Annotated in this window: 20 protein-coding genes; 16 read left to right on the top strand and 4 right to left on the bottom strand. The window is 62.8% G+C overall.

Annotated elements, in window-relative coordinates; genetic code table 11:
* Positions 1-15: 15 nt before the first annotated feature.
* The 6 genes from JQM68_RS05545 to JQM68_RS05520 all read left to right on the top strand — a co-directional run bounded on the left by JQM68_RS05545 (position 16) and on the right by JQM68_RS05520 (position 6072).
* The gene (locus JQM68_RS05545; RefSeq protein WP_235222000.1) at positions 16-1137 is read left to right on the top strand and encodes an ABC transporter ATP-binding protein; all 1122 of its coding nucleotides are present in this window, start codon (positions 16-18) and stop codon (positions 1135-1137) included.
* 62 nt (positions 1138-1199) lie between these two features.
* On the top strand, positions 1200-2435 hold the full coding sequence (locus tag JQM68_RS05540) for an ABC transporter substrate-binding protein (RefSeq protein WP_235221999.1): 1236 nt from the start codon (positions 1200-1202) through the stop codon (positions 2433-2435).
* 129 nt (positions 2436-2564) lie between these two features.
* The gene (locus JQM68_RS05535; protein ID WP_235221998.1) at positions 2565-3236 is read left to right on the top strand and encodes a hypothetical protein; all 672 of its coding nucleotides are present in this window, start codon (positions 2565-2567) and stop codon (positions 3234-3236) included.
* Entirely contained in the window at positions 3214-4227 is a 1014-nt protein-coding gene (locus JQM68_RS05530; protein WP_235221997.1) for a LacI family DNA-binding transcriptional regulator, read from the top strand. Before JQM68_RS05535 ends, JQM68_RS05530 begins: the two co-directional genes overlap by 23 nt.
* 11 nt (positions 4228-4238) lie before the next feature.
* A complete protein-coding gene (locus JQM68_RS05525; protein ID WP_235221996.1) occupies positions 4239-5276 on the top strand; it encodes an endonuclease/exonuclease/phosphatase family protein in 1038 nt (345 codons plus the stop codon).
* A gap of 22 nt (positions 5277-5298) precedes the next feature.
* Positions 5299-6072, top strand: coding sequence for an HAD family hydrolase (locus JQM68_RS05520; RefSeq protein WP_235221995.1), 774 nt, complete (start codon positions 5299-5301; stop codon positions 6070-6072).
* A gap of 43 nt (positions 6073-6115) precedes the next feature.
* On the opposite strand, the gene JQM68_RS05515 is transcribed toward JQM68_RS05520, so the two are convergent.
* Positions 6116-6868: a glycerophosphodiester phosphodiesterase gene (locus JQM68_RS05515; protein WP_235221994.1), complete on the bottom strand. Its 753-nt coding sequence runs from the start codon at positions 6866-6868 to the stop codon at positions 6116-6118.
* Between the two features lie 301 nt (positions 6869-7169).
* On the opposite strand from JQM68_RS05515, the gene JQM68_RS05510 reads away from it, so the two are divergent.
* Genes JQM68_RS05510 through JQM68_RS05490 form a run of 5 tightly spaced genes read left to right on the top strand, consistent with a single transcriptional unit; the run spans position 7170 to position 16480 of the window.
* Positions 7170-7979, top strand: a complete 810-nt coding sequence (locus JQM68_RS05510) for an MBL fold metallo-hydrolase (protein ID WP_235221993.1) — start codon at positions 7170-7172, stop codon at positions 7977-7979.
* Complete coding sequence (locus JQM68_RS05505) at positions 7976-9427, top strand: GAF and HD-GYP domain-containing protein (RefSeq protein WP_235221992.1); 1452 nt, start codon at positions 7976-7978, stop codon at positions 9425-9427. Before JQM68_RS05510 ends, JQM68_RS05505 begins: the two co-directional genes overlap by 4 nt.
* Positions 9424-13098: a FecR domain-containing protein gene (locus JQM68_RS05500; RefSeq protein ID WP_235221991.1), complete on the top strand. Its 3675-nt coding sequence runs from the start codon at positions 9424-9426 to the stop codon at positions 13096-13098. Before JQM68_RS05505 ends, JQM68_RS05500 begins: the two co-directional genes overlap by 4 nt.
* An 11-nt stretch (positions 13099-13109) precedes the next feature.
* Positions 13110-14927, top strand: a complete 1818-nt coding sequence (locus JQM68_RS05495) for a CHASE2 domain-containing protein (RefSeq protein WP_235221990.1) — start codon at positions 13110-13112, stop codon at positions 14925-14927.
* 38 nt (positions 14928-14965) lie between these two features.
* Positions 14966-16480, top strand: coding sequence for an S-layer homology domain-containing protein (locus JQM68_RS05490; protein WP_235221989.1), 1515 nt, complete (start codon positions 14966-14968; stop codon positions 16478-16480).
* An 85-nt stretch (positions 16481-16565) separates the two neighbouring features.
* Here JQM68_RS05490 and JQM68_RS05485 read toward each other — a convergent pair whose 3' ends face one another.
* The gene (locus JQM68_RS05485) at positions 16566-17585 is read right to left on the bottom strand and encodes a Gfo/Idh/MocA family protein (RefSeq protein ID WP_235221988.1); all 1020 of its coding nucleotides are present in this window, start codon (positions 17583-17585) and stop codon (positions 16566-16568) included.
* Positions 17586-17597: 12 nt separating this feature from the next.
* On the opposite strand from JQM68_RS05485, the gene JQM68_RS05480 reads away from it, so the two are divergent.
* From JQM68_RS05480 to JQM68_RS05460, 5 genes are read left to right on the top strand one after another with little or no spacing between them, the layout of a single operon-like run.
* The gene (locus JQM68_RS05480; RefSeq protein WP_235221987.1) at positions 17598-17843 is read left to right on the top strand and encodes a hypothetical protein; all 246 of its coding nucleotides are present in this window, start codon (positions 17598-17600) and stop codon (positions 17841-17843) included.
* Between the two features lie 27 nt (positions 17844-17870).
* The gene (locus tag JQM68_RS05475; RefSeq protein WP_235221986.1) at positions 17871-18560 is read left to right on the top strand and encodes an efflux RND transporter periplasmic adaptor subunit; all 690 of its coding nucleotides are present in this window, start codon (positions 17871-17873) and stop codon (positions 18558-18560) included.
* 5 nt (positions 18561-18565) lie between these two features.
* Positions 18566-19549 carry an efflux RND transporter periplasmic adaptor subunit gene (locus JQM68_RS05470; protein ID WP_235221985.1) on the top strand — a complete coding sequence of 328 codons (984 nt, stop codon included), beginning with the start codon at positions 18566-18568 and terminating at the stop codon, positions 19547-19549.
* On the top strand, positions 19546-20283 hold the full coding sequence (locus tag JQM68_RS05465; protein ID WP_328283720.1) for an ABC transporter ATP-binding protein: 738 nt from the start codon (positions 19546-19548) through the stop codon (positions 20281-20283). The genes JQM68_RS05470 and JQM68_RS05465 overlap by 4 nt, the downstream gene beginning before the upstream one ends.
* Positions 20280-21476 carry an ABC transporter permease gene (locus JQM68_RS05460; protein WP_235221984.1) on the top strand — a complete coding sequence of 399 codons (1197 nt, stop codon included), beginning with the start codon at positions 20280-20282 and terminating at the stop codon, positions 21474-21476. Before JQM68_RS05465 ends, JQM68_RS05460 begins: the two co-directional genes overlap by 4 nt.
* Before the next feature lie 84 nt (positions 21477-21560).
* Here the strand turns inward: JQM68_RS05460 and JQM68_RS05455 are convergent, their stop codons facing one another.
* Both JQM68_RS05455 and JQM68_RS05450 read right to left on the bottom strand, forming a co-directional pair.
* Positions 21561-21812 (bottom strand): glutaredoxin, encoded by a 252-nt coding sequence (locus JQM68_RS05455; protein WP_235221982.1) that lies wholly within the window; start codon positions 21810-21812, stop codon positions 21561-21563.
* A 34-nt stretch (positions 21813-21846) separates the two neighbouring features.
* Positions 21847-22215, bottom strand: coding sequence for a RidA family protein (locus JQM68_RS05450; RefSeq protein WP_235221981.1), 369 nt, complete (start codon positions 22213-22215; stop codon positions 21847-21849).
* Positions 22216-22239 lie beyond the last annotated feature (24 nt).

Below are 22239 nucleotides of genomic sequence, written 5' to 3'. Positions count from 1 at the left end.
GAAAGGAGAGCAATTATGAGCAAGATCGTACTGACGAATATTGATAAATTCTACGGCAAGAACCACGTCCTGAAGAACCTGAACCTGACCATCGAGGATGGCGACTTCATGACCCTGCTGGGTCCCTCCGGCTGCGGCAAGACCACCACCCTGCGTGTGGTCTCCGGCCTGGAAAAGCCCCAGAACGGCTTCATCCACATGGACGACAAGGAGATCGTCAACGCCGCCGAGGCCTACTTCGCGCCTCCCAGCAAGCGTAACCTGAACCTGGTGTTCCAGTCCTACGCCCTGTGGCCCCACATGACCGTGTTTGACAACGTGGCCTTCGGGTTGAAGATCCGCAAGGAGTCCAGCGATGTCATCGCCAAGAAGGTCGCCAGCGCCCTGGAGCGGATGCAGATCGGCGAGTACGCCAAGCGCTACCCCACGGAGCTCTCCGGCGGCCAGCAGCAGCGTGTCGCCATCGCCCGCGCCATTGTGTCCGAGCCCCGTCTGCTGCTGCTGGACGAGCCTCTTTCCAACCTGGACGCCAAGCTCCGCGTGGATATGCGTGCCGAGCTGAAGCGGCTGCACCATGAGACCGGCACCACCATCATCTACGTCACTCACGACCAGGTGGAGGCCCTGACCATGTCCACCCGCATTGCCCTGTTCCGCAAGGGCGAGCTGGTCCAGGTAGCGCCGCCCCTGGAGCTGTATGACAACCCCGTGAACCTGTACACCGCGGACTTCATCGGCAACCCCAGCATCAACTTCGTCAAGGGCACCGCCACCGTGGACGCGGGCGGCATGGTGACGGAGAGCTCCGTGGGACAGGTCAGCTTTGACCGGGCGGACATGACGCCCGAAGCGCCCCAGAGCGGCAAGCTCGACGTGACCCTGGGCATCCGGCCCGAGCAGCTGACCATCAGCCGCACCGCCGACGACGAGCACCGCATTGAGGGCCATGTCTACTCCGGCATGCCCGCCGGCTCCGAGACCCTGGTCTCCGTCCGGGTGGGCGGCGATATGCTCACCGTCAAGGAGCTGGGCTCCACCCACTACGGCAGCGACGAGAAGGTCTACCTGGGCTTCAATCCCAAGAAGATCAACGTCTTCGACTCTACCACAGAGAACCTCATCAAGTACTGCGTCTGATCCGTGCCCTAGCGGCGGATGCCGCATGAAATAAAAAGGAAGAAATCAAGGAGGAAAAGGAAATGTTCAAGCACAAGAACGCTCTGGCCGCGCTGATGGCCGTGGTCATGCTCTTCAGCCTGACCGCCTGCGGCAAGAAAGCTGAGCAAGCCCCCGCCGAGACCCCCGCCCAGACCGAGCAGCCCGCCGAAAAGCCCGCTGAGTCTGACCTGACCGAGTGGGAGCAGAGCTCCGGCATCTACAACACCGACGAGACCGACGAAGAACTGTATCAGAAAGCCCTGGAGGAGGGTGCCACCGTGACCCTGTACTCCATCTCCTCTCGCTGCACCAAGGTCGCTGACGCCTTCATGGCCAAGTACCCCGGCATCGAGTGCGTGCCCTTCGACATCTCCACCAACGAGCTGCTGGAGAAGGTCACCCGCGAGTATGACGCCGGCGCCCCCACCGCTGACGTGGTCCACATCAAGGACCAGGACGGTTCCATGTACAACGAGTACGTCCAGGGTGGCAAGTTCTATAACTTCCAGCCCGCCGACATCTTCGACCACATTGATCCTTCCTATACCGCTACCGCCACTCCCCTGTACATCGAGCTGACCCAGCTCTTCTACAACACCGAGGCTTATCCCGATGGTTCTCCCATCACCAACATCTGGCAGCTGACCGAGCCCCAGTGGAAGGGCAAGATCATGATGCAGAATCCTCTGGACAACCTGTCCTGGGGCTCCTGGATCACCGGCTTCTGCGTGGGTGAGGAGCCCGACCGTCTGGCCGAGGCCTACAAGAACTGCTACGGCGAGGACCTGGTCCTGTCCGACGGCTGCGAGAACGCCGGCTATGAGTTCCTGAAGCGCCTGCACGCCAACGAGCCCATCTTCACCTCTTCCTCCGACGAGATCGCCGAGGCTGTCGGCACTCCCGGCCAGTCCGATCCTCCCGTTGGCTTCTGCGCCTCCTCCAAGCTGCGTAAGGCCGAGGAGAACGGCTGGGTCTTCGCTCCCGTGAACCTGGAGCCCGACACCGGCATCCCCGCCGTCAACACCCTGTACATCGTGGAAGGCACGCCCCATCCCGCCGCCGCCAAGCTGCTGGTCCGCTTCATGATGGGCGGCATCGACGGCGACACCTCCGGCTACAAGCCCTTCAACACCCTGGGCGGCTGGCCTGTCCGTGACGACATCGAGCCCGCTGAAGGCTCCGTCGATTATTCCGAGATCAATGTGGCTCCCTTCGATGCCAACGAGATCTACGTGAACTACAATACCGTGCGCGACTTCTGGCAGATGCTCGGCTGATCTCCTGTCGGCTGACTGATTCATCCACCAATAAGCGGCGGGCGGATCCCCGCCCGCCGCTTATCCTGTTGACTGGCCGCTTTCCCTCCCTTGTTACCGAAGAAACCCTCCGCTTACAAGGAGCCTGCTATGAGTTTTTTTATCGACCGCTTTAACCGCAGAAAAAGTCCCATTGCCCTGGCCGCCTTCGGCGCGGCCTTGCTGTATGCCGTCATTTTCGGCGTGCTGTACGCGCTCCTGGCGGAGCCGCTGTACCATGCCGTTTCCCTGGGCAGCCCCACTGCCACCACTGTGTGCCACACCGTGATCATCGCCGTGATCGGCACGGCGGTCTGCTGCCTGCTGTTCCTGCTGAAGGACAAGCGGGTGGCCCCTTACGGCTTTTTCGGCCTGGCGGTGGTCCTGGGCATGTTTTATGCCGCCGCTATCCTGCTGGAGGGCGACGCCCGTTCCCTGATGCTGTACCTCATCACGATCTACGGCCTGGCCCCCGTTCTGGTGGGCAATGCCGTGACGTGGCCCATTTACTTGAAAATGAAGCGCGACAATCCTGCGCTGAACCATAGAAAGACCATTGCGGAAGAACTGCAGGAGGCAGTGGCGAAGGAGGCTGCCAAAAAGTCCGCCCAGTCCAAGCCTTCCCAGCCTCCAAAACCCGCTCCTTCCCAGGCGCCGGAGCCCTCCGGCGACGCCCTGTTCGGTCCCCAGGCCGACCGCAGCCCCGCGGTCTCCCGCTCCGCCCAGGAGGAAGCCATGCTGTTTTACGAGGACGATGACGATGAAGAAACGGGCGACGATTAAAGATGTGGCGGCCCTGGCGGGGGTCAGTGCCGCTACCGTCTCCCGCGCCCTGGATGACCGGCCCGAGATCAGCACGGAGACGAAGGAGAGCGTCCGCGCCGCCTGCGCCGAATTGGGCTATGTGCCCAACGCCGCGGCCAGGGGCCTGGTGGGGCAGGCCACCCATACCATCGGCCTAGTGGTGCCCGATATTTCCAACCCCTATTTTTCCGGCATGGCCACCGCCATTGAACAGACTGCCGCCGCCCACGGCTACCGGGTGTTTCTGAGCAATTCCCTCCGGAAGCCGGAGCAGGAGCTGCGGGCTATTGAGAACTTTACGGCCCGCCAGGTGGACGGCGTGCTGATCTCTCCCATCTCCCCCCAGACCCAGGCCCGCCACCGGGACATTCTGGGGAATCTCCCCTGCGTTTACCTGGGGGTGAACCACGGCGAAAACTGCAGCTACGTCATGGCGGACAACGAGGCCGGCGCCTACCTGGCCGCCCGCTATCTGATCCAACTGGGCCACCGGGACATCTTGTTCCTGGGCGGCCGCCCCACGTCCCGCACCCGGGAACTGCGCCTGCGGGGCTTTCACAGGGCGTTGAAGGAGGCCGGACTGGAGGGCCGGGAGCTGCCGGCCCCGCCCAATGTGACGCTGATGCGCCAGTGGAGCTACGAGGCTGCCTCCGAGCTTTTGAAGGGCCCCCTGCCGGACGCCATTTTTGCCTTTTCCGACATGACCGCCCTGAAGGTTTTAGAGGCGGCGGAAGAGCGGGGCGTCCGTGTTCCGGAGGATGTGTCCTTGGTGGGCTATGATAACATTGCGTTCACGGCCCTTTCCCGGATCCACCTCACCACGGTCTCCCAGCACAAGTTCCAGCAGAGCCGCATTGCGGTGGAACGGCTGCTGGAGAAGATCGGCGGCTCCAGGGCCAACACCGTGGACCTGCTGGAGCCGGAGCTTATCATCCGCTCCACCTGCGCGAAAAATCTATCCTATCCATAAGGAGGGTTCCTATGAACGGACTTCCCAATGAAGAGCGGCAGCGCCTGGGCGCGCTGCTGGAGCATACCTCCCAGGCGGAGGTCATGGCGCAAATTTCTCAGTTCTCCCAGGCGGAGATCCACAATATCGCTCCCACCCCGGCGCAGGCCCCGGACTCCCTAGGCCTGCTGGTATTCAACATGGAGCGGGGCGTCCACCTGGCGGAGCTGGGCGACTTTCTGGAGACCTGCCCGGAGGCAATGCCTTACGATGTCATCCTGGCTAATGAGCTGGACGACGGCTGCGTCCGCTCCGGCCAGAAGGACACCACGAAGGAGCTGGCGGAGCGGCTGGGCATGAACTACGTGTTCGGCCTGGAGTTCATCGAGCTGGTGAACGGCCAGGACGCCAAGGGCTTCCACGGCAACGCCATCTTCTCCCGCTGGCCCATCAAGCGGGCGCAGGTCGTCCGCCTGCCGGAGGAGTACAACTGGTACTTTGACCGCCAGCGCCGCATCGGTGGCCGCCTGGCTATCCTGGCGGAGCTGGACGTGAACGGCAAAAGTGTGGGCGTGGGCACGATCCACCTGGAGAACCGCACCCACGGCCCCGGCCGCCAGGAGCAGCTGGAGACCATCCTGAAGGCCGCCGACGAGATGTTCCCCGGAATGCCGGTGGCGCTGGGCGGTGACCTGAACACCAACACCTTCGACGGCCGGGACAAGGACGCCATCCAGGAGATCGCGGGCAGCCCCGCGCTGCAGCGCCGCTGCCTGGAGGACGTGGCCACCTGGGAGGGCTGCCTCGGCGCCGCGGAAAAGGCCGGCTACAAGGCCATGCCGGACCAGCCGATCCTCACCCGCCGCAAGCCCCTGCCCGGCGGCGGACACCTGGACCTCCGCCTGGACTGGCTGCTGCTGCGGGATCTGGAGCCCACGGACAGCCGCACCATTTCCACCTGCCGGGAGGTCTGGCCCTTCGCCGTTCCCGGTTCCGCGCTGGAGGCATTCGGCGGCCGGGAGCTCTCCGACCACAATGCCGTGTGGGCATCCTGCACCCTCTCGAAATAACAGACAGATAGGAGATCATGCGATGCTGAATACAGTCCTGTTCGATATGGGCGGTACGCTGGAGGACATCTGGTACAACGAGGAGACCACCGCCGACGTGATGAAAAAGCTGCGGGAGACCCTGCGGGGCAACGGCCTGGAGCCCGGCTGCACGGATCAGGAATTCCGGGAGCGGGTGCTGGCCGGCCTCAAGGAATATAAGCGCTGGAGCGAGGGCAACATGCTGGAGGCCAAGCCGGAGGAGATCTGGCCGGAGTACTACCTGAAGTCCTTTGGCTTTGACCGTGAAAAGCTGCTGCCCATCACCGAGGAGCTGGCCAACCTCTGGGAGGTCACCTACTACCACCGGGAGCTGCGCCCCGGCGTCAAGGAGATGCTGGACGGCCTGAAAGCCCGGGGCTACCGCATCGGCGTCATCTCCAACAACGCCTCCCTCTACAACGTGTTCAACGTGCTGGAGCAGTACGGCATCCGGGACTACATGGAGGACGTCACCGTCTCCAGCATCACCGGCTACCGCAAGCCCCACCCGGAGCTGTTCCGCATCTCCATGCGGCAGATGCGCTGCAAGCCGGAGAACTGCGTCTACGTGGGCGACACCGTCTCCCGGGACATCATCGGCGCCAAGCGGGCCGGTTTCGGCAAGGCGGTGCAGATCTACTCCTTCCTGACCGCCCAGAAGGACGAGGGCATCCCCATCGCGGAGGCGGAAAAGCCCGACGTGGTCATTCAGAACTTCGAGGAGTTTCTGGCCTGGCTGGACCAGGAGAACCCGGAAATGGCCCTGCATGCATGATTACAAAAACTGCCGGAGAGCTTGCTCTCCGGCAGTTTGTTTTTCAGCCGCAGACCTCGTCCGCCACGCGGCACAGCAGGTCCGGGTGGTTGGAGATGATGCAGTCCACGCCCCGCCGCATCATGTCCGCCATGTTCTCCGCGTCGTTGACCGTCCAGGTGTTCACCTTCATGCCCCGGCTGTGGAACAAGTCCACCAGCTCCGGCTGGTACTGCAGGAGCATGTACCGGGGATGCATGTTGTCGGCGCTGGAACGCCGGATGTAATGCTCCATGTCGAGAAGAGGCTTGTCGTACAGGAGCCCGGTCTCAATATCGGGGCACAGCTCCTTGAAACGCTGCATGGAGATGTGGTTGAAGGAGGATACGAATACCCGGTCCTGCATGTTCCGGGCGCGGACCTCGTCAATGACCCGCTGCTCCAGCCCGCTGTAAAAGACCTCGTAGTTTTTCAGCTCCAGATTCAAAAGCAGGCGGGTCTCTTTGCAGAAATCCAGAAGCTGGCCCAGGGTCCAGATGTGCTGCCCTGCGAAAGCCGGGGACTTCCACGCGCCGATGTCCAGCGCCAGCAGCTCGTCATAGGTCATGTCCTTGATAAAGCCGGTGCCGTTGGAGGTGCGCTCCACGGAGGCATCGTGGAAAATGACCAGTTTTCCGTCTTTTGAAATGTGGACGTCGCTTTCAATGCCATCCGCACAGGTCTTTTCCACCGCCATTTGAAAAGCCAGGGGACTGTTTTCCGGGTATTCACCGGAAAAACCGCGGTGCGCAAACAACAACGGGCGTTTCATATCCATGCCGGCCGCCTTTCTTACAAACAGGAAAATACGCCGTGGATGACGCTTTCGGATCGACATGCGGCCCGCTGTGAAAGCGTTTTCCGGCACAGAGTACTATACCACACAGGCCGTGGAAAGGAAAGCACCTTTCCGGAAAAGAAATCCTTATGAGCAGAAGGCGCTTCTGTATGAAAAATTTGGCCTAAAATGGTATGGTTTGTCTAAAATAATTGCAAGTATGACTGATTTATGATATGATGTGATAAAAAATGGGGGAATCTGAGCAAATCCCTGCCCTGAACGGAAGGATGATGGGAAAATGAAGAACGGCGCGTCGGTCACGGTCCTGGGAGCCAGAGGCTCCGTTCCCGTCAGCGGCCCGGATTTTATGGGTTACGGCGGCGCCACCGTCTGCGTTTTGGCCCGGCTGGCGGGGCAGGCCGTGGTGCTGGACGCTGGCACCGGCCTGCTGGAGCTGCCGCGTCTGCTGGAGGACGAAGAGCGCCGGATCCCCCTGCTGCTGAGCCATCCCCACGCGGATCACCTGCTGGGCCTGCCCCTGTGTCCGCTTTTGCTCCAGCCGGGATTTCGGGTGGACATCTATGCCGCCCGGCGTCATGGACTGGACGCGGAAGGCCAGGTGCGGGCGCTGCTGTCTCCGCCCCTGTGGCCCGTGGGACCGCATCAACTGCCCTTTCCGCCGGCCTTTCACGACCTGCCGCCCCGGCTGGAACTGGGGCCTGTCACGGTGGAGAGCATGGAGGGCGTCCACCCCGGCGGCGTGTCGCTGCTGCGGCTGACCGGCGGAGGACGGCGGGTGGTGTTTGTCACGGACTGCACCATCACAGACAGCCTGCTGCCCGCGCTGAAGGAGTTTGCCCGGGACTGCGACCTGCTCCTGGTCGACGGGCAGTACAGTGACGATGAGTGGCCCACCCGGGCCGGTTTCGGCCACAACACATGGACCGCCGCCGCCCGGCTGGGCCGGGACTGCGGCGCGAAACGGGTCCTGGTGATCCATCACGACCCTGCCCACACGGACTGCCAACTGGACGCGGCGGCGGAGGAGCTGCGCCGCATCCACCCAGACTGCGCGTTTGCCCGCGCCGGAGAGGAGGTCCTCTTATGACCACACAGCATATGCAGACCCTTCTGGACATCTGCGCCGCCCTGTCCGCGGAGCGGGACCGGGAAGCCCTGCTCTCCCGGATTCTGGACGCGGCGATGGACCTGACCGCCTGCGACGGCGGTACACTGTACCTGCTGGAGGAGGACGGCCTCCATTTCTGCCGCATGGTGACCCGCTCCTTCGGCCTGCGGCAGGGGGGACACGACGATCCCATCACGCTGCCGCCGGTGCCGCTGAAGCCGTCCCACGTCTGCGCCAGGGCGGTGCTGGAGGACCGGCTCATCAACGTGCCGGACGTCCATCAGGACCAGGAATTTGATTTCTCCGGCGCCCGCCGGTACGACGCCATGACCGGCTACTGCACCCGCTCTATGCTGGTGGTGCCCCTGACCAATGACCGGGGCGAGCTCATCGGCGTGCTGCAGCTCATCAACGCGCTGACAGAGGATGGAAAGCCCACCGACTTTACCTCCGACATGGAGCCGCTGGTGACAGCCTTGGCTTCCCAGGCCGCCATCAGCCTGACGAATATGCAGTACGCCGAGCAGGTCACCGGGCTGCTGGACTCCCTGGTGGGTGCGCTTTCCACGGCCATTGACCAGCGCACGCCGTATAACGCCAACCACACCCGCAACATGGTGAAGTACGCCGCCCGCTTTCTGGACTGGCTGGAGCGCACCGGAAACGACTGGAGCTTTGACGCCGACCGCCGCCGTGCCTTCCTGCTGAGCGTGTGGCTGCACGACGTGGGCAAGCTGGTGGTCCCGCTGGAGGTCATGGACAAATCCACCCGTCTTGGCCCCGCGCTGGAGCGGGTGGAAAGCCGCTTTGCGGCCATGGCCCTGCTGGACCGCATCGCCATGCTGAAAGGGCGCCTGGATGAGGAGGCGTTTTCCGCCAGAACAGCAGAGCGGGAAGAGGCCCTGGAATTTATCCGCAAGGCCAATACCGCCGGCTTTATGCCAGACGAGAACCTTGCCCGGGTAGAGGAGATCGCAAAGCGGACCTACACCGACGAAAACGGCGAAGTCCGCCCCTGGCTGACGGAGACCGAGCGCGTCTGCCTGACTGTCCGCAAGGGAACGCTCACCGCCGCCGAGCGGGGCGTGATGGAGAGCCACGTCACCGCCACCGCCCGCATCCTGGAGCAGGTGGTGTTTCCCCGGCAGTACGCCCAGGTGCCGGAGTGGGCCGCCGCCCACCATGAGCTGCTCAACGGCACGGGCTACCCGGACCACCGGACGGCGGAGTCCCTGCCCCGGGAGGTGCGGCTGCTGACCATCCTGGATGTGTTTGACGCGCTGACCGCCCGGGACCGGCCCTACAAGCCGCCGATGCCGGTGGAAAAGGCCCTCGCCATCCTGCACAGCATGGTGCGGGAGGGAAGCTTGGATGAAACCATTTTGGCCCTGTTTGAAGAGAGCCAGGCATGGGAGGAGACAACATGAAAAAGACGCTATCGATCCTGATGGCCCTGCTGCTTTTGTGGAGCATGGCGCTCCCGGCGGCGGCCGCGGAGACCGCCGCAGCTGCCACGCTGCGCCTGGAGAAGGCGGAGGGCACCGTCAAGGTGAGCAACGCCTCCGGAAAGAGCGTGACGGTCACCGACGGAATGCGGCTGTACAGCGGCTATACCATCGCCACGGAGAAAAACAGCTATGCCTATGTGAGCCTGGACAGCACCAAGGCCGTGAAGCTGGACGCCTCCAGCAAGGCCGAGGTGCGGAAGTCCGGCAAAAAGCTGGAGCTGAACGCTGTCTCCGGCAGCCTGTTTTTCAATGTCACCGCTCCCGTGGATAAGGACGAGAGCCTGAACATCCGCACCTCCACCATGGTCACCGGCGTGCGGGGTACCAGCGGCTGGGTGGTTGTGATAGACCGTTTCACCTCCCGCGTCCATTTGCTGGAGGGCACGCTGACGGTCACCAGCTCGGAGCCCGCTACCGGGCAAATGCGGCAGGCGACCATCACCAGCGGCCAGACCGCCACGGCGACCCTGAAGGGGCTTGCCCAGGCCGGCAGGCAGATGTCGCTGACCGTAACGAACTTGCAGGAGAAGCAGGTTCCCGGCTTTGTGGCCGTTGAGGTGGAAAAGGACCCTGCTTTGCAGCAGAAAATTGCAGCAAAGTCTCGGCTCTCCATCCCGGCGATCATCGGGAACGCCGGGGCTCGCCTGAAAAATGAGCAGGCGTCCGCCAACGCGGCGGATCAAAAGATCCAGAAGGATCTGAACAATATCGCGGCCGATGAAGTGGATCAGGTATTCCAGAACACGGCGGAGGACGATGACGACGATGATGCGCCCTCTGTGCCGCCTCAGCCGGACCCCACTCCCACTCCTGACCCGACGCCGTCCGATATGGATCTGGACGGCCCTACGGCCGCCGCGCTGAAAGCCGCGCTGGAGACGCCCGGTGTGACCAACGTGACTGTGACGAACGCGGGGGCCAATGACCTGAGTACCGAGAGCTATACCGTGTCCAGCGGCCAGACGCTGGACATCCGGTCCGGCACCTTCACCGTGGGAAGCGGCCAGACTCTGGACGTGGCGGGCACGCTGACCAACAGCGGCACCCTCGATGTGGCGGGTACCGCGAATATCACCGGAACCGCCGAAAACAGCGGCACCATCACGATCACCAGCGCCAACAGCCTCCATGTGGCGGGCACTCTGACCAACAACGGTACGATCCAGGTTGGCGGCACAGCCGCTCTCGGCCTGCTGGACATCCAGGCGGGCGGCACGCTGAATAACAGCCAGAGCGGCAGCATTTCGGTGGCGGCGAACAGTACTGTTACCAACAACGGAAGTATTGCCAATGCCGGAAGCCTGACCAACGCCGGAAACTTCTCCGTGGACGGCGCGGGAGCGTTTACCTGCACCGGCACCTATACCGAAGGACGCACCGACCAGCTCTACGCCCTGTCAAAGAGCACTGACGGCACCGTGTATTACCTGGGGTCTGCCTCGCAGATGTCGGGCTGGTACACCGGCGCCACCGTGACCCTGTTGGGCGCGTCCAGCGGCACGCTGAGCGGCGGCACTGTCTCCGCTTCCGGCGCGGTGCTGGACCTGAACGGCCATACCGCTGACCTGAGCAGTACGCTGACCATTGCGGGCGAACTGAAGGTTCGGGGCGGTGCGGGAAGCGGGCTTACCGCCACCACGCTGACCGCCGCCGGCTTGAGCAATGACGGAACTCTCACGATGCTGGACGTGTCTGCTGCCTGCCAACTGTACAATACAGGCACGATGGATCTGACAGACTGCAGCGTGACTGTTTCGGATGGTTATGCCATTTACAGCAGTGGAAAGCTGACGCTGAACGGCGGCACCGCCGCTGGTTCCAAGGGATGCGGCCTTAAAGTGGGCGGCGGGACTGCCGAAATCTCCGGCAGCACGGTTACCAGTTCCGGCGGCAACGGCATTGAGTTGGCGGCTGGAACGCTCAACTTCTCCGACGGCGCGGTTACCAGCAATACAGCCGGTATTTTGGTGTCCGGCGGCACATTGAATATGAAAAAAGGCACGGTCACCACCTCCGGCGGCGCCGGTATTGAGATGACAGGCGGAACTGTCGAAATCTCCGGCGGCACAGTTTCCTCCGAAATTGGCCAAGGTGCGAGTATATCCGGCGGCACGTTGACCATGACCGGCGGCACGGTTTCCAGTGTCAGCGGCAGCGGCATGAATGTGTATAGCAGTGCTGCCAGTGATAGCGATACTGTTGATGGAACTGTTATCATTTCGGGCGGCACGGTCACCAGCGCCAGCGGCGATGGTATTTATATAATGAGTAGCGGCAAGGTGACGGTAAACGGCGGCGCGGTTACCAGCAATAGCACCGGTTACGATGCTATTGCAGTGACGGGTCAAGGCACGCTGGCCATAAACGGCGGCACGGTCACGCTGACGGCAGAAAAGCCTTCCGGTTATGCCGTGTCCGGCCCCTTCACCTACACCGGCGGTACGGTGCAGGCCAAAACGGCTAATAACGTTTGTTCCGCACTGCCGGAGGGCTATGTTGAGGCACAGAACGGAGACTGGTATGTGCTCTCCCGGAGGATACCCAGCACCGATGCCCTGGAGAGTGCTTTCCAAACCTCGGATTTCGTTACGCTTTATTCTCCTGAAACGAGTATTCTGATAAATCAAGCGCTTACGATCCCGAAGGGCAAGACGGTCATCATACCGGCGGGAACAACCGTAAATCTTTACAACGTTCTCTCCGGCCCGGGAACCCTGGTCAATTACGGCACGCTTGCACTCAAGAATGGCACAGTGTCTGTCGCCCCGGAGTCCCAGGCACCTCTGACCTTGATCAACCACGGAAAATTGATGAGCGATTCCGTGTCGACAGTTGCCGTGATGGATAATACCTCAAAAACCGTAACGTATATCGGCCCGGCGGGCGACAGCACTATGCCATGGAGCGACAACACCACCATACAGCTGATGGCTGATTGCACGAAACAGCTCACCTCCGGCGGTAAGAATGTAACGCTGGACCTGTCGGGGCATTATTACGATGCGCCTAAGACCCTGACAGACCCGGTGCTCACCGTAGGCGAAGGAGCCTCCTTGACCATCACGGACAGCATAAGCATTCAAACCAGGATCTCCGGCTCCGGCAGCAGTGTGGTCACCGTGGAACAGGGCGCGAAACTTACCGTAACAGGCGGCGTATCCATTAGCAATATGGGTATTGGTGCGGCTATCTCCTCCAACGGCACAGTCACGTTGGAAAACTGCTCTGTTGAGACAAAGAAACTCGGAACTGCCATTATCATAAGCGGCGGAGAACTGAATATCAACGGTGGACGAGTCGAATCCATTGGCGATGGTGTACAACTGAACGGCGGCGTGCTGAATATCTCGGATGGCGCTGTTGCCACGACCGCTGTTGAGCCTGACATGCCTGATTCCTATGTTTATGCCGTACGGTTTGCCAATGATCTGATAGGGATCGCTTCCGACATTTTCCACCTTTCCGGAAACGGCCATCTGGAGGCTTCCTCCAAAAGCCTTCTAACCAATGTTGAGACCGGCTATACAATAATCGAAGAAGTCGAGGACGCATACGGCAAGCTCATTAGCATTCTGCAGGCAGCTAACTGAGGTACCCGCCTATGAAACGCTCTATTCGTACCCTTGCGGCGTCCCTTGCCGTCGCCGCCCTGTTTACCGCCGTGGCCGGGTTCGGGCTGCTGGACAGCCCGGATGGCGCGGTGAGTGACGCGCTGTACCAGCGCCCCGCCGCGTCTGACGGTGAGATCGTGGTCATCGGCATGGACCAGCGGGCGCTGGACGCCCTGGGCCCCATGCCCTGGCCCCGCTCCTACATGGCGGACGCCATCAATTACCTGAACGCCGACCCGGAGCAGGCCCCCGCCGTCATCGGCATCGACGTGCTGTATGTGGGTGAGAGCGCCGACCCTGACGGCGACGCGGCCCTGGCCGACGCCGCCGAGGCGGGCGGCAACGTGGTCACCGCCGCCGCTGCTACCTTCGGCAGTGGTCTGGTGGAGGGCACCGACGGCTTCTACATGGACACCCGGGCGGTGCTGGCCTGGGACGAGCCCTTTGACGCCCTGGCAGCCGTCACGGACACCGGCCACATCAATGCCATGGCGGACAACGACGGCATCATCCGCCACGCCCTGCTCTACGTGGACACCCCGGCGGGGGAGCGGGTGAACTCCTTTGCCCGCACCATTTACGAGCGCTACGCCACGTACCACGAGCTGGACGTGACGTCCCTGCCGGAGACGGAGGACGGCTTCTTCTACCTGCCCTACTCCACCGCCCCCGGCGGCTACTACGACGGCGTGTCCTTCCTGGACGTGCTGGACGGCGCGGTGGACCCGTCTTACTTCGCGGGGAAGATCGTGCTCATCGGCCCCTACGCCGCCGGGCTCCAGGACGAGTACCGCACGGCCATCGACCACGCCGCCCCCATGTACGGCATTGAAATTCAGGCCAATCAGATCGACGCCTACCGCTCCGGTTTCCTGCCCCGGGAGGTCTCCCGGGCGCTCCAGCTGGCGCTGCTGTTCCTCATCAGCGCCCTGGCGCTCATCTGGTTCCACGACCGGCGGGTCGGCCCCGCCCTGCTGGGTTGGCTGGCGGTGTCCGCCGGATGGGTGGGCCTGTGCGCGGCACTGTACCGGGCGGGCTGGGTGCTCCATGTGCTGTGGGTGCCCCTGGCGGTGACGGTGCTGTTCATTGGCTCCGTGGCGGTCAACTACATTCGGGCCCAAAAGGAAAAGCGCCGTGTCACGGACACCTTCGGCCGCTATGTGGACCCGGCCATTCTGAAAGAACTGCTGGTCCAGGGCGGCTCCGCCGAGGACCTGGGTGGCAAGATGTTTGACATCGCGGTGCTGTTCGTGGACATCCGGGGCTTCACCACCATGAGCGAGGCCCTGCCTCCCACAACCATCGTGGAAATTCTGAACCGCTACCTGACCCTGACCACCGAGTGTATCATGCGCTACCACGGCACGCTGGACAAGTTCGTGGGTGACTGCACCATGGCCTTCTGGAACGCCCCCCTGCCCCAGGAGGACGCAGTCTATTTGGCCTGCTGCGCCGCCATGGACATGGTGGAGGGCTCTAAGGCCCTGGGCGAGGAGCTGGAGGCCAAGTACGGCCGCACTGTCAGCTTCGGCGTGGGCGTCCATGTGGGCCCCGCGGTCGTGGGCAACATCGGCGCCCCCCAGCGGATGGACTACACTGCCATCGGCGACACGGTGAACACCTCCGCCCGGCTGGAGGCCAACGCCCCCGGCGGCAAGGTGCTCATCTCCCGGGCCGTGGCGGACGCCCTGGGCGACCGGGCGGAGACCACCTCCCTCGGCGGCTCCATCAAGCTCAAGGGCAAGGCCGAGGGCTTTGAGACCCTGACCCTGGATTCCCTGAAGCGAAACTGCCGTCGAAGCGGCTGACCCCGGCAAACTTCAACCTGATAAAGGGGAGAGAAACTATGAAACGGAAAATCATTTCCCTGCTGCTGGCGGCGGCCATGGCGCTGACGGTTTCGGCGGCTGCCCTGACGCCCGCGGACTTTTCCGGCGGCGCCCTCTCCGGCGTTGCGGCGGACGGCGGCGCCCTGCTGGTCACGGACACCTTCAACAAGGTGGTCTGGCGGGTGGAGGACGGAGAAGTCTCCCGTTTTGCCGGGCAGATCAGCGTGTCCGGCCTGGACGGGGAGCCCATCGGAAAATACGATGACGGTACGCTGTCCACGGCCCTGTTTATGGAGCCCTGGGCCATCGCGCCCTTCCTGGATGGCTGGGCCGTGTCCGACGCGGCGGCCAATGTCATTCGCTATATCGACAGCAGCGGCGTCCGCACCGCCGCGGGCAGCGGCAAGGCCGGAGGAGCCGACGGAGTTGCGGAACGGGTCTCCTTTGACTATCCCACCGGCTTGACGGCGGGGGATAACGGAGAACTGTATATCGCCGACACCGGCAACGGCTCCATCCGCAGAATGGACGCCAAGGGCAAGGTGACGACGATCCTCACCGGCCTGTCCGACCCCACCGGCCTGTGCTGGGCCGACGGGTCTCTGTACGTGGCGGAGACGGGCCGCAGCCGCATCCTGCGCGTCACGAATGGCAGGATGGAGGTGCTGGCGGGCGAGAGCACATCACTGGGCGGCGGCGAGTACGAGGGCGGCTATACGGACGGCCCCGCGGCGAAGGCCCGGTTTGACCATCCCCAGGGCGTGGCCGTCGGGGAGGACGGCACGGTGTACATTGCCGACACCGGGAATCACGCCGTGCGCCGGCTGGCAAATGGACGGGTGACCACCATGGCCTCCGCCAAGCAGACTCCGGAGGCCCCTGTACAGCCCAGAGGGATGCTGGTGCAGGGGAATACCCTGGTGGTGACCGACCTGTTCGCCCAGAACCTGCTGACCCTCAGCACCGTGCCGGTGAGCTACCGGGATGTGCCTGCGGGCGCATGGTGCGAGGACGCGGTGCGGCAGGCGACGGAGCGGGGACTTACCTCCGGGACCGGAAACGGTTATTTCACGCCCAACGCCCCGGTGACCCGGGCCATGTTCGTGGTGATGCTGTCCCGCCTCCACCAGGGGACGGACGGCGGTACTGTGATCGACGGCGTTTCCGCCTTTGCCGATGTCCCGGCTGACGCGTGGTATGACTCCGCGGCACGGTGGGCCGCCGATCAGCAGATCGTTCTGGGGGATAACGGCAGCTTCCGGCCCTCCGCCGGCATAACGCGGGAGGCGCTGGCCGCGCTGCTGTACCGCTATGCCGGATCCGTGGGCCTCGACACCTCCGCCCGGGCTGACCTGAGCCGCTTCCCCGATGCCTCCGGTGTGTCCGCCTATGCCGCGGACGCCATGAGCTGGGCGGTGGCGGAGGGCATCCTCGGCGGCAAGACCGACGGCACGCTGGCGCCCAAAGGGACCGCCACCCGCGCCCAGACCGCTAAGATGCTGGTGAGCTTTATGGATGCCTTCGGTATCTGATGGCCTTAAACGAGACATGATATTAAGAAAAAGTTCCTGATTTCTTACGAAATCAGGAACTTTTTTCTGCTGTATTGGGCGCGGCTTAGTACTCGACCTTGACGGCCTTGCCGCTGTGGAAGGAATCGGTGATGGCGTAGGTGACGATGGTGGCCTTGGTGCCGTCGTAGACCGTCAGCTCCGGCTTGCGGTCCTTCTGGATGCAGTCGATGAAATCCACCATCTCCAGCAGGTAGGCTTCCGCGAAGCGCTGGGGGAAGTTCTCGATGATCTCCTGCCGCGCGCCGTACTGGTCATAGATCATGGTGCGGTCCTTCCAGGGCACACCGGCGATGCGGAGGTGGCCCTCGGTGCCGACAATTTCCGTCTCGGTGTGGTAGCCGTGGGGCGCGGTGCGGCCCACGTGCAGGAAGGCGACGGTGCCGTTGTCCAGCTTCAGCATGGCCATGCCGGTCTCGGTGTCGCCGTTTTCGGCAAATTCGGGATGCTTGAAGGTGGTGCCGGCCGCGTAGACCTCGGTGATCTCACCGCCCAGGAACCAACGCATCAGGTCGATGTCGTGGGATGCGGCGTCGATGAAAATGCCGCCGGAGGTCTTGGAGAACTTGATGCAGCTCTCCACCAGCGCCTCGGGGTCCAGGCCGGTGGCCTTGACCAGGTAGGGCTTGCCGATCTTGCCCGCGTCGATCTGCTCCTTGGCGTGGGCGTAGGAGGGGTCATAGCGGCGCATGAAGCCCAGGAAGAACAGCTTGTCCGGATGGCGCTCCACAGCGGCCTCCGCCCGCTTGCACTCCTCCAGGGAGCAGCCCAGGGGCTTGTCGCAGAATACGTGCTTGCCGGCGTCCAGGGCGTACTCGATCATCCAGCAGTGCTCGGGGGAGGAGGAGACGATGACGACGGCTTCAATATCTGCCTCATCGACCATCTTCTTGTAGTCGGTGGTGACGAACTCGACCTTGAGGGAGTCCTTCGCCCATTCCAGCTCCTTTTCCACCAGGGAGCAGGCGGCGACCAGCTTACAGCCGGGAATTTTGAACGCCAGATTTTCAGCATGGACGGAGCCCAGCCGACCCAGGCCGACAATGCCAACTTTTACTTCTTTCATAGAAACTCTCCTTTGCTTTTTATCGCACCCGCCGCGGTGGGGCCGCTTTTCGCGGATCGCTTGCATTTATATTATAAAAGCCCGGAGGGAAAAAAGCTATTCACGGGCTGCACGAAATCACCTGAAAAGATTGGTGCATCGGATACACAAAAGGAAAACCGACATGAAATTTTTCCTGAAAATGAAATTGTGCCGCCGCTTTTCAGAAAGATTTCAGTATTGGGCGCTATTCTGCATACAATGGCTCCCCGTGCATGAGGAGTCCGGAAAGGAACGGCAGAGCTTATGGAAGAATTGCAAAAGGAAGTACAGTCGCCGCCGAAGAAAAAGCGGCTCGGCAGAAAAGGAAAATGGCTGCTGCTTGCGCTGGTTTTGGCGGCGGGCATCGGCTTTCTGGCCCTGCGGCACCTGGGCGGGCAGCAGGCGGCGGCCGCCGTCAGCTATCAGGAGGCCGCGGTGGAGGCCCGGGACATCACACGGTCCCTGACTGCCAGCGGCACGCTGGAACCCGCGGACTCCTACACCGTCAGCACCCTGGTGGACGGGGAGATCCTCAGCGATACCTTCGAGGAGGGCGACCTGGTGGAAAAGGGCCAGCTGTTGTACACGCTGGATTCCTCCGACGCCAGCAGCGCCCTGACGCAGTCCCGGAACAGCTACACCCAGGCCCAGAACAATTACGACCAGGCGGTGAAGCATAAGTATCCCACCGCGGATATGTCCGGCACGGTCAGTGAGGTCTACGTCCGGAACGGAGACACGGTGAACGCGGGAACGGCGCTCCTGAAGATCGTGGGGGACAACAGCATCTACATCGACTTCATGTTCTCCTATGCCGACAGCGGCGATTTCTATGTGGGCCAGAGCGCCACCATCTTCATCAACGGCTTCGCCGGTACGCTCCAGGGCACGGTCCAGCAGGTCTCCCAGTCCTCCACCGCCTCCGGAAACGCCGCGGCAGCGGCCGGGAACTGACCACCGTGCGGGTGAAGGCCGCGAATCCGGGCCTGGTGACGGAGGACTACACCGCCAGCGCTGTGATCGGCAGCTACTCCAGCTATGGCAGCGCCTCCGTCAAGGTCAGCGAATCCAGCACCGTCACGGCGGAGACCTCCGGCAAGGTGTCCGGATTGAATCTGCTGGCGGGCGACACCGTTTCCAAGGGGGACCGCGTCTGCACCATCACCGGCGACAGTGTGGACAACGCCATTGAAAACGCCCGCATCAGCGTCAGCAATGCCGGCAGCTCTCTGGAAAACGCCCAGGACCGGCTCAGCGACTATGAGGTCACGGCGCCTATCTCCGGCACGGTGGTCACCAAGAGCGCCAAGGCCGGCGACAAGATCGAAGGCGGCTCCTCCGGCACCCTCTGCACCATTTACGACCTGACCTATCTGGAGATGACCATGAATATCGACGAGCTGGACATCTCCGACGTGGCGGTGGGGCAGACCGTGGAGGTCACCGCCGACGCGGTGGAAAGCAAAACGTATACCGGGGTGGTGACCAGGGTGTCCGTGGCCGGCGTTACCAGCGGCGGCATCACCGCGTATCCCGTTACCGTCCGCATCGACGAGACCGATGGGCTCCTGCCCGGCATGAATGTGGACGCCGAGATCGTCATCGAGGAGAGCCGGGACACTCTGGCCATCCCCTGCGGGGCACTGAACCGGGGGGATACCGTTCTCATCACCGCCGGTTCTCCCAGCGCGGTCAACGCGCTGGACCAGGAGGCCCCGGAGGGCTACGTCTACGTGGAGGTAGAGACCGGCGTCAGCGACGGCAGCTATATTGAGGTCACCTCCGGCTTGCAGGAGGGGGACACCGTGGCCTATATCCGGGTCAGCTCCTCGGGCGACAGCGGCATGATGATGGGCGGGATGCCCGGCGGCATGCCCGGCAGCGGGATGCCCTCCGGAGGAATGCCCAGCGGCGGACGCGGCGGCGGAGGGCCCATGGGATGAGCGCACTGATCAAATTCCGGGACGTCTGCAAGACATATTACATGGGCGATGCCGTGGTCCGGGCGGCGGATCATATCACCATGAAAATCGAAAAGGGGGAGTTCGTGGCCATCGTGGGCCAGTCCGGTTCCGGCAAGTCCACCTGCATGAATATCATCGGCTGCCTGGACGTCCCCACCTCCGGCACGTACCTGCTGAACGGGCAGGATGTGGGCGCCATGGACAAAGACGAGCTGGCGGCCATCCGCAACAAAATGCTGGGCTTCATCTTCCAGCAGTACAATTTGCTGCCCAAGCTGACGCTGCTGGAGAACGTGGAGGTCCCCCTGATGTACGCCGGCGTGCCCAAAAGCGAGCGCCATGAGCGGGCAAAGCTGGCCCTGGAGCTGGTGGGGCTGGGGGACAAGGTCAGGAACAAGCCGAATCAGCTCTCCGGCGGCCAGCAGCAGCGGGCCTCCATCGCCCGGGCCCTAGTGGGGGAGCCCGCCGTCATCCTGGCCGACGAGCCCACCGGCGCCCTGGACTCCCACACCAGCCGGGAGGTCCTCAACATGCTGCAGATGCTCCATGAGGCGGGCAACACCGTGGTGCTCATCACCCACGACAATTCCATCGCCGTCCAGGCCCAGCGGATCATCCGCCTGGAGGACGGCCGGGTGGTCTACGACGGCGACGCCCACGCGCCGGAGGCGGTGGTGCGGCCCACACTGGCCGGAAACGGAGGCGGACAATGAGCCTGCTTGAAACCTTTCAGCTGTCCCTGCGGAATATCTGGGGCAGCAAGATGCGCTCCTTCCTCACCATGCTGGGCATCATTATCGGCGTGTGCGCGGTCATCGTCATCGTGGGCCTGGGAAACGGCATGCAGGGCTACATCGAGGACAGCTTTGACGAACTGGGCACCGACTCCCTGACGGTGATGATCATGGGCCGGGGCTCATCCCGGAGCGTCTCCGAGGACGAGATGTACCAGATGGTGGAGGACAACAGCGACGTTCTGAAGCAGCTGTCCCCCAGCGTGACGGTGAGCTTTCCTCTGAAAATCGGCAGCGACACCGTTACCTCCACCAGCGTCACCGGCGTCAGCGAGGACTATTTTTCCATGAAGGGCTACGACATCACCCAGGGCCGGGGGCTTCAGTACACGGATATGCGCAACCGGGAGAAGGTCTGCGTCGTGGGCCAGTACCTGAACATGGCCTATTACGGCGGCAGCGCCGTGGGGCAGACTTTGAAGGTGGGACAGAATACCCTGACCATCGTGGGCGTCCTGGCGGCGGAAGGCAGCGATCTGGAGGAGGGCGGCGCCGACGACTGCGTGTATCTGCCCTACTCCACCGCGTCCCGCATCAGCTCCGCCGGGACCATCAGCAGCTACGTGGTCACGGTGTGGGACAAGGACCGGATCAGCGAGGCAAAGCTGCTGGTGGAGAACCAGCTGTACAGCATTTTTGAGGATGACGACGCCTATAACGTCATCAGCATGTCGGAGATGCTGGACACTATGAACGCCATGGTGAATGTCATCATTTACATTCTGGCGGCTATCGCGGCCATCTCCCTGGTGGTGGGCGGCATCGGCATTATGAACATCATGCTGGTGTCCGTCACGGAACGCACGAAGGAGATCGGCATCCGGAAGGCCCTGGGGGCGAAGGAGGGGGCCATTATGCGGCAGTTCGTGATCGAGGCGGCCACCACCTCCGCGTTGGGCGGCGTGCTGGGCATCCTGGCGGGCTTCGGCCTGTCCTCCGTCGCCACAGTGGTCATTGACAATGTGCTGGGCGAGGCCCTGACCGTCAGCCCCAGCGCGGGGGCCGTGCTGCTGGCTTTCGGCGTGTCCACCGGCATCGGCATTGCGTTCGGCTACCTCCCGGCCCAAAAAGCCGCAAACCTGAATCCCATCGACGCGCTGCGGTACGATTGAAACGACTGCCTGAAAAGCAGCGAATACGGTAAAAGGCACGGTTCAAATGAACCGTGCCTTTTACCGTAGTGGGAGAGTGCGGACTTATTTCAAAACAGCGTCCAGGTTCCGGGTGACGGTGCCGTCCTCCAGGACGAAGCAGGGGATGCCGATGCCGCCGTTTGCCCGGATGTCGGCGTAGACGGGACTGTCCTGCCGCAGGGCCAGGTAGACCTTCAGGTCGGAGAGGCTGGCGGACATATTCTTGAAATCGATCTCCGCCTTGGCCTCGCTGAGGCGGTTCAGGGCGTACAGGGTGTCGGGGCACAGGTGGCTGCCGATAACGGTGACTTTCATGGTAAAAACTCCTTTTATAATGAAATTTGGCGGTTTATTTGACGGCGATGGCTTCGATCTCGCACAGGACGCCCTTGGGCAGGTCCTTTACCGCCACGCAGGAGCGGGCGGGCTTGGAGGTGAAGTAACGGGCGTAGACCTCGTTAAAAGCAGTGAAGTTGCCCATGTCGGCCAGGAAGCAGGTGGTCTTGACGACCTTGCCAAAGCCGGTGTCGGCGGCCTCCAGGATGGCGCCCACGTTCTTGCAGCTCTGCTCCGCCTGGGCGGAAATACCCTGGGGCACAGTGCCGTCGGCGGGGTTGACGGGAATCTGGCCGGAGGTGATGACGAGGCCGTTTGCCTCATAGCCCTGGGAATAGGGGCCGATAGCGCCGGGTGCGTTTTTGGTTTCCAGTACGTTCATGATAAAAACTCCTTTTTCAGATGA

The sequence above is a fragment of the Oscillibacter valericigenes genome, from assembly GCF_021531435.1.
Lineage (GTDB): Bacteria > Bacillota > Clostridia > Oscillospirales > Oscillospiraceae > Oscillibacter > Oscillibacter valericigenes_B.
This window is presented reverse-complemented; position numbering and strand designations above follow the sequence as displayed.

Coding starts and splice junctions, on each gene's coding strand:
- JQM68_RS05535 (WP_235221998.1), top strand. CDS start 2,565: ATGAGTTTTTTTATCGACCGCTTTAACCGCAGAAAAAGTCCCATTGCC.
- JQM68_RS05545 (WP_235222000.1), top strand. CDS start 16: ATGAGCAAGATCGTACTGACGAATATTGATAAATTCTACGGCAAGAAC.
- JQM68_RS05540 (WP_235221999.1), top strand. CDS start 1,200: ATGTTCAAGCACAAGAACGCTCTGGCCGCGCTGATGGCCGTGGTCATG.
- JQM68_RS05510 (WP_235221993.1), top strand. CDS start 7,170: ATGAAGAACGGCGCGTCGGTCACGGTCCTGGGAGCCAGAGGCTCCGTT.
- JQM68_RS05525 (WP_235221996.1), top strand. CDS start 4,239: ATGAACGGACTTCCCAATGAAGAGCGGCAGCGCCTGGGCGCGCTGCTG.
- JQM68_RS05500 (WP_235221991.1), top strand. CDS start 9,424: ATGAAAAAGACGCTATCGATCCTGATGGCCCTGCTGCTTTTGTGGAGC.
- JQM68_RS05495 (WP_235221990.1), top strand. CDS start 13,110: ATGAAACGCTCTATTCGTACCCTTGCGGCGTCCCTTGCCGTCGCCGCC.
- JQM68_RS05530 (WP_235221997.1), top strand. CDS start 3,214: ATGAAGAAACGGGCGACGATTAAAGATGTGGCGGCCCTGGCGGGGGTC.
- JQM68_RS05515 (WP_235221994.1), bottom strand. CDS start 6,868: ATGGATATGAAACGCCCGTTGTTGTTTGCGCACCGCGGTTTTTCCGGT.
- JQM68_RS05450 (WP_235221981.1), bottom strand. CDS start 22,215: ATGAACGTACTGGAAACCAAAAACGCACCCGGCGCTATCGGCCCCTAT.
- JQM68_RS05520 (WP_235221995.1), top strand. CDS start 5,299: ATGCTGAATACAGTCCTGTTCGATATGGGCGGTACGCTGGAGGACATC.
- JQM68_RS05490 (WP_235221989.1), top strand. CDS start 14,966: ATGAAACGGAAAATCATTTCCCTGCTGCTGGCGGCGGCCATGGCGCTG.
- JQM68_RS05460 (WP_235221984.1), top strand. CDS start 20,280: ATGAGCCTGCTTGAAACCTTTCAGCTGTCCCTGCGGAATATCTGGGGC.
- JQM68_RS05485 (WP_235221988.1), bottom strand. CDS start 17,585: ATGAAAGAAGTAAAAGTTGGCATTGTCGGCCTGGGTCGGCTGGGCTCC.
- JQM68_RS05455 (WP_235221982.1), bottom strand. CDS start 21,812: ATGAAAGTCACCGTTATCGGCAGCCACCTGTGCCCCGACACCCTGTAC.
- JQM68_RS05475 (WP_235221986.1), top strand. CDS start 17,871: ATGGAAGAATTGCAAAAGGAAGTACAGTCGCCGCCGAAGAAAAAGCGG.
- JQM68_RS05465 (WP_328283720.1), top strand. CDS start 19,546: ATGAGCGCACTGATCAAATTCCGGGACGTCTGCAAGACATATTACATG.
- JQM68_RS05505 (WP_235221992.1), top strand. CDS start 7,976: ATGACCACACAGCATATGCAGACCCTTCTGGACATCTGCGCCGCCCTG.